This is a genomic window from Legionella jamestowniensis (assembly GCF_001467745.1).
Lineage (GTDB): Bacteria > Pseudomonadota > Gammaproteobacteria > Legionellales > Legionellaceae > Tatlockia > Tatlockia jamestowniensis.
Map to the genome: position 1 here is coordinate 384547 of NZ_LNYG01000013.1, position 11563 is coordinate 396109.

An 11563-nucleotide genomic window follows, 5' to 3' on the forward strand; every position below is an offset into this window, starting at 1 on the left:
ATCCCAAAATGCTACCAGGGATCGTGATTTTAGACCCAGAGCTAACGGTTGAGTTACCTGTTTCCATTACCGCCGCCACGGGAATGGATGCTTTGTCCCATAACCTAGAGGCTTATTGCGCAACGAACTACCATCCGATGGCAGAAGGCATCGCCGTAGAAGGTATTCGCTTAATAAAAAAATTCCTACCTGTAGCCGTTGCCAACGGCAAAGACATCGTAGCGCGCACACAAATGCTTGTGGCCTCTGCAATGGGGGCAACCGCTTTTCAACGTGGTTTAGGCGCCATGCATGCACTGGCACACCCATTAGGCGCTATTTTTGATGTTCATCATGGACGCTTGAATGCGGTATTGATGCCTTATGTGCTTCAGGCGAATCGTCCAGCAATTGAAGAGAAGATTGCACGGCTGGCCGCCTATTTGAAAATTAATCATGGCTTTGATGGTTTTCTTGACTGGATATTGACCTTGCGAAATGATCTAGGTATAGAGCATCGGTTAATTGACTTAGGTATTGATGATAGGCAAATAGAATGCATTGTGAAGATGGCTACAGAAGACCCCTCTTCTCAAGGTAACCCTATTCCCTTTAATGAACTGCACTATACTACTATCTTAAGAGCATCATTAAAAGGTGATGTTCATTTTCATCTTAAACATGCGAATTTTGCATAATTTGGGAGTTTAAAAATGAACATCGGCATTTTGCTATGTGATTTGGTTAGAGAGCCGCTACATCTAGAACATGGACAATACCCCGATATGGTTGCAAACTTGCTACATCAAGTGGATTCTACACTGGAATTTTCAATTTTTGATGCAAGGCAAGGGCAGCTACCTGACAATGTCCATGCAGCAGATGCCTATTTAATCAGCGGAAGCCGCCATGGTGTGAATGATAATTTCGCATGGATACGTAAATTGGAAGAATTTGTGCTTTGTCTACATCAGGCACGAAAAAAAATAATTGGCATTTGTTTTGGCCATCAACTGATTGCCAAAGTTCTGGGGGGTAAAGTCGTAGCAGCAAATGGTTGGGGAATTGGTATCTCAAGTAATAAGATTACCCAGCGAAAATCATGGATGCTACCCGCACAAAACAATCTCAATTTGATTGTAAGCCATCAGGATCAGGTAGTTGAGTTACCTTCGGAAGCAGAAATTCTAGCCAGTAGTGATTTTTGCCCCGTCTATATGATGCAAATTAATAATCATCTTCTCACGGTACAAGGACATCCTGAATTTACTAAAGCCTATTCTCAAGCATTAATTGAGCAGAGAAAAACACTTTTTGGGGAGGAATTAGCAAACCAGGGGTTAATATCGTTACAGCTCCCTGTGGATGATAGTGTATTTGCCCAGTGGATGGTTAATTTTCTTAATAGCTAACCCATACTCGATTAGCTCTAGTCATAATTTTTCTGGGTTAACAACTACAATCAAATCATCATCTGCTTTAGGAACACCCCTTCCATCCCTATTATTGGTGGCTATATAAAATAATTTATCGGGACCTATTTTGATTTCTCTTAATCGTCCAAGTTCGCCTTGGAAGTATTTTTTTAACGTTCGGGTTTTAAGGTTAAAGCCATACAACGTTCTGCCTCTAAGTCCTGCAAAAAACAACGTACCTTGAAATATATCCGCCCCTGAAGGCGCCCATGTTGCACTGCCACTTTCCAAGATAGGTGTTTCTATATTCGTTTTAGTTTCCTTGCCTTTTACTAATGGCCACCCGTAATTTTTACCAGCCTTAATTAAATTAATTTCATCATGTGCTGAAGGACCATGTTCTGTGGCCCAAAGTTGCCCACTTTCATCCCAGGCGATTCCTTGTGGATTGCGATGGCCGTAGGAAAAAACTGGCGAATTGTTAAAGGGATTATCTTTTGGAATAGAACCATCATCCTTGAGCCGCAATATTTTTCCGGCCAATGAATTTAGCTTTTGAGCGTTTTGCGGTTGTTGTGCATCTCCAGTTGTAATATAAAGATATCCATCAGGACCAAAACGAATTCTGCCCCCATCATGAGTGGATGCGCCGGGAATTTTATCTAAAATAACTGTCGCATGATTGAGCGTATTATTGTTCAGTTGATAACGAACCACCCTATTAAAATACTGACCATTTGCTTGGTAAGTATAATAAAGATAAACATAGTGATTGGTTTTAAAATCAGGATGAACTGCAAGACCTAATAATCCTCCTTCACCGATAGGTGTTACCTCATTAATTCTTAGCAGCTCTCTTTTGTTTTGATTGTTTTCCTTAAGATCAATAAAAGATACTATTCCAGCCCTTTCAGAAATTAATAATTGTTGATTGGGTAAAAAATCAATCGCCCAGGGAATTTCAAGATGGGTTGAGACCACTGAAATAAGAGGTTGATTTACCTGAAGTATGGGATTCACGCTACTACTTTTTGCTTTGGGTAAAACGTTTATGCGCTTTCCTAAAAACTCCCACCATGCGAAAGCAAGAGCTAGAATAATGACTATTAATAGTAGCAGTAAGCCAAGCTTTACTTTATTCATCTTGGATGATTCTTTTTATTCTTCTTTGCTTCACTATGAAACTTTTATTGGTGTTTAACAAGCCTCGAACGCAGAAAATATGCGATTCAAATAACTTTCTTTTTAAACACCTACTTCAATGCAATTCTGTGTCTCAGGGTCCTGTCAGCGTAGTTACTATTTTTCGTGCTCATATATTGCGCGCGAAAAATAGCAACCACACTGCCACCCTTCGTTGTGTAATGATTATGAGCAAATTATTTTAATTTAAAAACAATAGAACCAACAGTGGGAAATAGCATTGTTTCTTGTCAAACAACTGCCCTGGCTGGAGGGATGGCAGATGATGGATAGTAGATCCTAATTGACCTTTCCTTTTAATTCATGAAGCAACTGTCTTGCTGCATCCTGTTCGGCCTTCCGACGATTTGAACCATGTCCTACTGTCGGCATCTTTATGCCGCTCACTTTGCAATTCACATAAAACACTTGCTCGTGCTCTTCCCCTTCGACTTTAAGTAAGGAATACTCAGGAAGTGGCTTCTTATGGGCTTGTAAATATTCTTGCAGCTGAGTCTTTGCATCTTTCAAATTGTCATGCAATGTTTCATCTTCGAGTCGAGAACGGTATAAATGAATGACCAAATCTTTACTGGCTTCAACGCCTCCGTCTAGAAAAACAGCCGCTATCACCGCCTCCAAAGCATCAGCCAAGATAGATGCGCGACGAAAACCACCGCTTTTCAACTCACCTTGTCCGAGAAATAAATAATCACCCAATCCAATTTCTGTAGCAATCTCTGCCAGGGTTTCTCCTTTAACCAAGAAAGCACGAAGTCTGCTTAATTGCCCTTCCGTTTGTTCAGGAAATTCTATAAATAACGCATGAGCGATGACAAAACTGAGTATGGAATCCCCTAAAAACTCATAGCGTTCGTTATTTGGGCTTCCTGCACTGCAATGCGTGAGCGCTTGTTTCAGCAACGCAGAATTTTTAAATCGATAACCCAATCGTCGGTAAAGACGCTCTAAATCATTTGACCCCAAAATTTACCTCGACACTCAATAGCTTATGATATTTGATTTTCATCTTAACGCGTTTATTAGTGAATAACATGACCTATTCTTGACCAGCGAATACTATCGGTTCTTCCATTCCAACTCATCCAGACAAGAAATGCTTTACCACGTAGATATCCATCGGGTGTAAATCCCCAGAAGCGACTGTCAGCACTATCATCTCGATTATCACCCATCATAAAATACTGGCCTTCTGGAACAATTACCTCAAAATTATCAGCGGGAACATCAGGACGAATATAAATGTAATGCTCAACACCGTTTAAATTTTCACGATACTTGGCAACTGCATGACCAGAACTCTCATCTGTCGTGTATTCAACAAACGTTTGTTTCATTTCCTTTCCATTAATGGTCAATACTTTATTAAAGTAACTAATTTTATCCCCAGGAGTACCAACAACGCGTTTAATATAATCATAACTGGGGTTTGGAGGCCAACGGAAAACTGCCACCTCACCAACCTTCGGATTAGAAATGGGTAATATTTTTGTTTCCAGTACGGGAAGTCTTAATCCATAAGCAAATTTATTTACGGCAACGAAATCGCCAACGAGCAGCGTTGGCTCAAGTGAGCCTGATGGAATACGAAAAGGTTCGACTAAAAATGAACGCAAAAATAAGACAAGAATAAAGACAGGAAAAAAAGAGCGGGAGTATTCAATAATACGCCCTGGTTTTTGTCCAGGCTTTCTTTTCTTCGCGAAGAAAAGAACATCCAGTAAATAAATAACACCACTGACTAATGATAAAATAACTAGCAAAAGAGCAAAATTCATAGTTTAAACATTCCTACCTTGATAATTTAATCTTTTATAACCGCTAAAGATCACGGGGACAAATATCCTTATACACATCTATTGAGTTAATTTAAGTCGCCATGGCGCGCGAAAATTATTGTCATCCTGAATGAAGCGACGGATGACTCTGTTTAATTAGACAAAACAGGGCTTTGCCTAATGACGTGTTATTTTTTTCTATCGGTTTGAAACACAGCCATGAATGCTTCTTGTGGAATTTCTACATGGCCCACTTGTTTCATTCGTTTTTTACCCGCTTTCTGTTTCTCTAACAGTTTTCTTTTTCGGGAAACATCGCCACCATAGCATTTTGCAGTTACATTCTTACGCAGTGCTTTTACGGTTTGTCGCGCTATAATGTGATTTCCTAGCGCTGCCTGAATAGCCACATCAAACATTTGTCTCGGTATTAACTCTCTCATTTTATCAGTCAATGCTTTTCCGCGACTGTAGGCATCACTTCGATGAACAATGACGGCTAAGGCGTCAACCCGCTCACTATTTATCAATACATCCATTTTGACTAAATCAGCTTCCTGGAAACGCAAGAAGTTATAATCAAGCGAAGCGTAACCACGGCTCACTGATTTTAAGCGATCAAAAAAGTCAGAGACGACTTCACTCATCGGTAAATCGTACGTGACAGAAACTTGCCGACCACTGTAAGTCATATTGACTTGTACTCCACGGCGCTCAACACATAGAGTAATAATTTGACCCAAATAATCCTGTGGCACTAAAATATTTGCCCGCACGATAGGCTCAAACATTTGTTTAATTTGCTGAGGGGGCGGTAATTGTGATGGGTTATCAATCATCAGGGTATCCCCTTTCGTCGTAACGATTTGGTAAACCACCGTCGGCGCTGTCGAGATTAAATCCAAATTATATTCACGTTCAAGCCGTTCCTGGATAATTTCCATATGCAGCATACCAAGAAAACCGCAGCGGAAACCAAAGCCTAAGGCTTCAGATGACTCTGGCTCGTAAAACAATGAAGCATCATTCAAACTCAGTTTTGCTAATGCCTCGCGAAACGCTTCGAAATCATCGGCACTGATTGGAAAAAGGCCTGCATAAACTTGCGGTTTAACTTTTTGAAAGCCAGGCAATGGTGCAGAGGCCTGATTTTTTTCAAGGGTTAAAGTATCACCAACGGGAGCACCCTGAATCTCTTTGATACCGGCAACAACATAACCCACTTCACCTGCCTGTAAAACGTCAAGTTTTGTCCTTTTTGGTGTAAAAATACCAACCTGATCAACTTCATAAGTTTTACCGGTGGACATCACCCGCATTTTATCGCCTTTCTTGAGTGAACCATTGGCGATACGAACTAAGGATACAACCCCTAAGTAACTGTCAAACCAGGAATCAATAATTAAAGCTTGTAAAGGTGCTTCAATATCCCCTTTGGGAGGAGGGATGCGGGCTACAAGTGCTTCCAGCACATCGTCTACACCGAGGCCACTTTTTGCACTAACCCGAATAGCATGTTGCGCTTCCAGGCCAATGATGTCTTCAATCTCGGCGATGACTCGTTCTGGCTCTGCCTGGGGCAAATCAATTTTGTTAAGCACAGGCAAAATTTCCAGTGACTGATCAATGGCGGTATAACAGACTGCCACGGTTTGGGCTTCCACACCCTGCGCTGCGTCAACAACAAGAATTGCTCCTTCGCAAGCAGCCAGTGAACGTGACACTTCATAACTGAAATCCACATGCCCTGGGGTATCAATAAAATTAAGCAAATACGTTTTTCCGTCACGAGCCTTGTATCTTAGGGAAACGCTTTGGGCCTTGATTGTGATGCCACGCTCACGTTCAATGTCCATGGAATCAAGTACTTGATCGGCCATTTCCCGATCAGACAAACCACCACAAATTTGTATAAACCGATCCGCTAGAGTCGATTTACCATGGTCAATATGGGCAATAATAGAAAAATTACGAATTTGCGTTAAATCGCTCAACTGGAAAACCTGATATTAAAAAATAGAGTATTTTAGCTGAATTATTGATATCCAGAAAGTATCTTTGCATTTTACCAGAACAAAATCCATATAAACGTTATTCTGAACCTGAGGAATCGTCAAAAAATTCCTCGCAAGCAAGTAGACTGGAATGCTTGCCTCCCAAAGAAGGTTTGTGTTGAGTGGGAATGACTAGCCTACTCTTTCTTTGATATGGGACAGAAGCCACTTTACTGAAAGTTGCAAAGAAGGGTAAGTTTTAAATAAGAATTTCACTAATTTGAATTGCAAATTCAATGAAAAATGCGGATGATCACCCGTTGCAAATAGCCCATTTGCCGTTGACTTTTTTTTGTACTAAAATCAATGTTTCCAATTAAATAAAGGATGACTAATGCGACGATTAATCACGCTCTGTTTGGCCTTGATTGCATTTTCAATTTGTAGTGTTCTGCAAGCTGACACAGCATTTACCCAGCGAAAAGATGTTCAGCGTTTTATTAATGACATGGTACAAAAACATGGCTTCAATAAGACAGAACTTACAAAAATTATGAATGAAGTCCAATTGCAGCCGCAGATTATCGAATCAATGGAAAAACCTTATGAAAAGAAAACCTGGGATGTTTACAAAGATTTGTTTTTAACCCCACAGCGTATCCAAGGTGGTCTTGAATTCTGGACAGCCAATCGTGAACTTCTTGAAAAAGCAGAAAAAAAATACGGCGTACCAGCTAATATCATCGTTGCAATTATAGGTGTCGAAACACTTTATGGTAAAAACCAAGGCAACTACCGTGTAATGGACGCTTTATCGACGCTTGCATTTAACTACCCAAAACGCTCTGCCTTCTTTACTAAAGAACTCAGTGAATATCTACTTCTTTGTAGGGAGCACCATGTTTCCCCTACTCAATACATGGGATCTTATGCTGGTGCTATAGGTAAACCACAATTCATGCCCAGCAGTTACCGTTATTACGCAGCTGATTTTTCCGGAAATCGTAAAAAAGATTTAGTGAATGACAATGAAGCGGTTATTGCCAGTGTTGCCAATTATTTTCATAAACATGGCTGGCAAACCAATCAAGGCATTGCTCAACCCGCAAAAGTTCAAGGTAACTCCTATAAACAAATTAATACCACCTATAAAACCGCCGCTTATCGGTGGCAACAATTGACTGCAGCAGGTGTAAAACCCCTTACTGCGTCCCTACACAGTCCTTCCAAAGTCGGTTTAATTGAGCTAACAACGCAATCTGGCCCAGAGTATTGGCTGACCTATCCTAACTTTTATGTCATTACTCGCTACAATTCGAGTCCTCAGTATGCAATGGTTGTTTACCTTCTGTCACAGCAATTAAAAATGCAATGGGCTGCGGCGAATATTGGCAAAAAATACGCATACGTGTAAGCTTAACCCTGTGAGAATAGCTGAGTTGTCCGTTGTCCGGACAATTCATTCAGAAAGTAATTAATCAAAGGACACGGTGTGGTTACATGCTTTCTATTTACCCATGAGCTCAAGGAAGACGGCTGTTTGAGCTTATGTCTTGACGAGCAGGGCCAACCTATCGCCCCTTTAGCAGAACGCAGTTTTAATGAAATTAAAACGGTTCAAAAAAATTGTCGAACCATTCTGGTACTACCCACGCAACATTTTAGCCTGCACCGTTTAACCCTCCCTTGGGTGGCCGAAAAAAAAGCGCGTGCAGCAATACCTTTTGCCTTGGAAGAAAAGCTTGCCCAAAATGTCCATTTGTTACATTTTGCCTTTGATAAGCATTACTATCAAAATGGACAATACTTAATTGTTGCAGGAGACAAATATTATCTTTCTGGAATCATTGAAAAATTTGATGAGAAGGAAATTAAATTCGACACAGCAACACTGGATTGGTTTGCACTCGATAAACAGGAAATTGCCATCCTTGACTCTTGTTTGTTAATGAATGAAGATGAATTTGAAGGCGCTTTAAGTCCGGATCTGGCCAATTTTTACCTCAGCAAATTTAATACAGCAACTGCCGGACAATATGAAATGGTTGCCTTCACCAATAGCAATCAGCAACTAATATCAGCGCTTGACAGCAAGAGTGAAGTCACAACCGTCAAAGAAGATGCTTATACTTGGCTTGCAAAACGATTACAAAATAAAAAAGTAATCAATCTTTGCCAAGGGGGCTTAACACGAGGAAGCGGGGGAACTGCAACAAAACGCTGGTATCAAATTGCAATAGCGATGAGTGTTATATGGCTTCTGACCCTTATTGGTAGCCAAACAATTCAACTTTATCGATTAAATCAGGATACAGCAGCAATTGATAATCAAATTGCTACGATTTATCATCAATTCTTCCCCCATGCCCAACAAGTGATTAGTCCTAAGTTTCGTATTTCACAACTTCTTAAATCCAAACAAAATAATACAGACACGAGTTTTTGGTTGTTATTAAATACCTTAGCAAAAACATTTAAACAGAATCTTATGGATTTTTCCCAACTTCGTTTTCAAAATCAAACGCTTCTAGTTACTTTGACAACCACCAATTTTGAAGAATTGGAAAATTTACAAACCCAACTACAAAAAGCAAATATTAAAGTTCGACAAACCCAAGCCTCAACTGAAAATGAAAAAGTTGTCGGCACCTTGGAGTTAAGCTTGTGATTAATTACTGGAATAATCTCAATGAACGTGAACGCTGGATGGTAGGTATTGCTACTGTCTGCGTTATATTTTACTTATTTTATCTTTTTATTTATTCTCCCCTGACAACAGCAGTTGCAACAAAGTTTCAACAATTACAAGAAAAAAAAGAAACGCTTGCCTGGATGCAACAAGTCCGTAATCGACCAACCACTCAAAAAACACCTCAAACAATAACCAGTTCAAAACTGCTAGCACTCATTGGAAATCAGTTAAATACAGGGGAGCTTCGGCGTTTTACTTATCAATTACAACAAACTGGCCAAGGAGAAATTCAGCTTTCCTTTGACCAAGTTCCCTTTAGTCCATTTTTATCCTGGCTATGGAAATTATCAAATGACTATGCGCTCAGCCTTAAACAATTCAGTGCTGAGCGCACAGAGACCTCAGGTGTGGTCAAACTCACGCTTATAGTCGCAGTGAGATAACCAAACGTTTAATACCCAGAGTTTTGTTGGATAGCGCCCCAGTTTTTAATGTTTGCTCCCTGTTTAATCTCTTGTGGTAGACGGTTTAATGCTTGCTGAGCTTCTTCATAACTGTGGTAACTGCCATAAACTCCTTTGTAATACGCACCTCCACTACCACTATAAGCTTTAATCTGCGCGGTGCGATCATTTTTTGGAACTTTATAAAGTTTCCCTGCAACCTGGGAAGCTTTGCCTTCAGCAATTTCAATGGTATAACCCTGAGGGTTTTGGTTATTAACCCAATTACTGTCGACATCTTTATGGGAGGCCGGCGAGTGGGTAGGGCCCACATGATAAGAATGAGGTACATTAACGTCCCCCCCAGCCCTTTCGTAGCGATAATCAACTCCACCATCGTAGGTCTGATAAGAGGTTTGTTGATAAGCATAAGGTCGATAAGTGGGATAAACTGTGTAAGCTGACTCCTGGTAATTAGTACAAGATGAGAGACTCCCAACGCTTAAACAAACTGCTAAGATACTTGTTTTTTTCATCATCGTCCCCTTGTTGAAGTTTACCTCATGCCCATGAGGTAAACTTTTATTCTTTGATGGGATAGATACTCGTCCATTTAATACTGTTCCTGTTCGTATCTGTTATCTGCAAAATTTTAGAAAACTTTAGCAAGGTGTATTGTTTCCCTTCATGTGATCGCATAAAGTATAAAATTTTGTAATTAATGGCTAAGCATGTGGACTCATAGACGTTCTGGGCAAACGCATCAAAGAGGAATACAAGACCACCGTGATCCTTATGAGAGGGATAGAACAAGGGTCATTCATTGTCCAGCCTTCCGTCGTTTACAACGAAAAACGCAAATTTTGGGGACGGATGAAGGGGATTTTCACCGTACCCGCCTGACACATTCCCTTGAGGTCGCCTCTATTGGTAGGAGCATTGTTCGCAATCTTTCCATCAATCACGAGAAAAGTGTTGTTCCCGGTTTACTGCCTAGTGATGATTTAATTTCTGTCATCTGCCTTCTTCACGACATTGGTCATCCTCCATTCGGCCATGGTGGGGAAGTAGCTTTAAATTACATGATGCGTCACCATGGTGGTTTTGAGGGCAATGGTCAAACCTTACGTTTGCTGACAAAAGTTGAAGACAGTTACGGTACTTACGGCATGGATTTAACACGGCGCTCACTGTTGGGGATCCTTAAATACCCTGTTAACCGGACTCACGTCGTCGCAACAATGCTACCTGATGACGTGGAGTCAATGCATAAGACGATTCGGGTGAATGATTGGTTACCCCCTAAGGCTTATTTTGATAGCGAACAACCAGAAGTCGATTGGCTCTTATCCCCCTTCAGCGAAGACGATAAAATCTTGTTTCAATCGTTAAGCAGACAACCCCAAACCACGCAACACGGCAAGTCAGCCTACCACAGCTTTGATTGTTCTATTATGGATGTCGCTGATGATATTGCTTATGGAGTCCATGATTTGGAGGATGCCGTTCATTTACGTCTTATTACTCGGGAACAACTAGACACCCGTCTTTTTCGCTCCCTGCTTGCAGCGACACCGCTTGAAAATCATAAGGAACAATTAATTAATGCCTTGTTTAGCCAGGAGCTTTGTCAGCGTAAACAAAGTATTGGTGAAATCGTTAATTATTTCATTACGGCCACAAACATTGCTGTAACCCATGAAAACTTTGAAAATAATTTATTGAAGCATAACATCGTGCTTCTTCCAGAAGCCGCAGCTTTGCTTGATTTTTTCAAAAACCGAATCTATGAATTTGTGATTGACTCTCAAGAAGCCCGAACTTTTGAATATGGCGGACAAACGGTAGTTTTGCGTCTTTTTGAAGCGATTAGCTCTAATCCAGGCAGTTTACTTGATACAAAAAATCGTGATCTCTTTCATCAGGCAGACTCGGAAATGGCTGCATTTAGGGTGGTTTGCGACTACATTGCCAACATGACCGATGAGTATGCCTATCGGATGCATGAGCGCTTATTTGGATTTAATACCCGGACTATTTTTGAACGACTATAGGACAA

11 protein-coding genes are annotated in these 11563 nt (G+C 40.6%); 6 read left to right on the top strand and 5 right to left on the bottom strand.

Going from position 1 to position 11563, the window contains the following annotated elements; genetic code table 11:
- On the top strand, nt 1-677 hold a 677-nt coding region (locus Ljam_RS15495), incomplete at its 5' end, for a dehydroquinate synthase/iron-containing alcohol dehydrogenase family protein (protein WP_238583702.1).
- Nucleotides 678-692: 15 nt separating this feature from the next.
- Nucleotides 693-1391 carry a glutamine amidotransferase-related protein gene (locus Ljam_RS06075; protein ID WP_058449235.1) on the top strand — a complete coding sequence of 233 codons (699 nt, stop codon included), beginning with the start codon at nt 693-695 and terminating at the stop codon, nt 1389-1391.
- A 21-nt stretch (nt 1392-1412) separates the two neighbouring features.
- Here Ljam_RS06075 and Ljam_RS06080 read toward each other — a convergent pair whose 3' ends face one another.
- From Ljam_RS06080 to lepA, 4 genes are all read right to left on the bottom strand, one after another.
- Nucleotides 1413-2537: a PQQ-dependent sugar dehydrogenase gene (locus Ljam_RS06080; protein WP_058449236.1), complete on the bottom strand. Its 1125-nt coding sequence runs from the start codon at nt 2535-2537 to the stop codon at nt 1413-1415.
- 339 nt (nt 2538-2876) lie between these two features.
- Complete coding sequence (gene rnc / locus Ljam_RS06085; RefSeq protein WP_058449237.1) at nt 2877-3563, bottom strand: ribonuclease III; 687 nt, start codon at nt 3561-3563, stop codon at nt 2877-2879.
- Between the two features lie 56 nt (nt 3564-3619).
- On the bottom strand, nt 3620-4375 hold the full coding sequence (lepB, locus tag Ljam_RS06090; RefSeq protein WP_058449238.1) for a signal peptidase I: 756 nt from the start codon (nt 4373-4375) through the stop codon (nt 3620-3622).
- A gap of 188 nt (nt 4376-4563) precedes the next feature.
- A complete protein-coding gene (lepA, locus tag Ljam_RS06095; RefSeq protein ID WP_058449239.1) occupies nt 4564-6369 on the bottom strand; it encodes a translation elongation factor 4 in 1806 nt (601 codons plus the stop codon).
- Nucleotides 6370-6763: 394 nt separating this feature from the next.
- Between lepA and mltB the strand changes: the two genes are divergently transcribed.
- From mltB to gspM, 3 genes are all read left to right on the top strand, one after another.
- Nucleotides 6764-7783: a lytic murein transglycosylase B gene (gene mltB / locus Ljam_RS06100; RefSeq protein ID WP_058449240.1), complete on the top strand. Its 1020-nt coding sequence runs from the start codon at nt 6764-6766 to the stop codon at nt 7781-7783.
- Nucleotides 7784-7861: 78 nt separating this feature from the next.
- Entirely contained in the window at nt 7862-9037 is a 1176-nt protein-coding gene (gspL, locus tag Ljam_RS06105) for a type II secretion system protein GspL (protein ID WP_065235528.1), read from the top strand.
- Complete coding sequence (gene gspM, locus Ljam_RS06110; protein ID WP_058449242.1) at nt 9034-9504, top strand: type II secretion system protein GspM; 471 nt, start codon at nt 9034-9036, stop codon at nt 9502-9504. The genes gspL and gspM overlap by 4 nt, the downstream gene beginning before the upstream one ends.
- 8 nt (nt 9505-9512) lie before the next feature.
- On the opposite strand, the gene Ljam_RS06115 is transcribed toward gspM, so the two are convergent.
- Nucleotides 9513-10040 carry an SPOR domain-containing protein gene (locus Ljam_RS06115; protein ID WP_058449243.1) on the bottom strand — a complete coding sequence of 176 codons (528 nt, stop codon included), beginning with the start codon at nt 10038-10040 and terminating at the stop codon, nt 9513-9515.
- A gap of 195 nt (nt 10041-10235) precedes the next feature.
- On the opposite strand from Ljam_RS06115, the gene Ljam_RS06120 reads away from it, so the two are divergent.
- Complete coding sequence (locus Ljam_RS06120) at nt 10236-11558, top strand: anti-phage deoxyguanosine triphosphatase (RefSeq protein ID WP_058449244.1); 1323 nt, start codon at nt 10236-10238, stop codon at nt 11556-11558.
- Nucleotides 11559-11563: the final 5 nt, after the last annotated feature.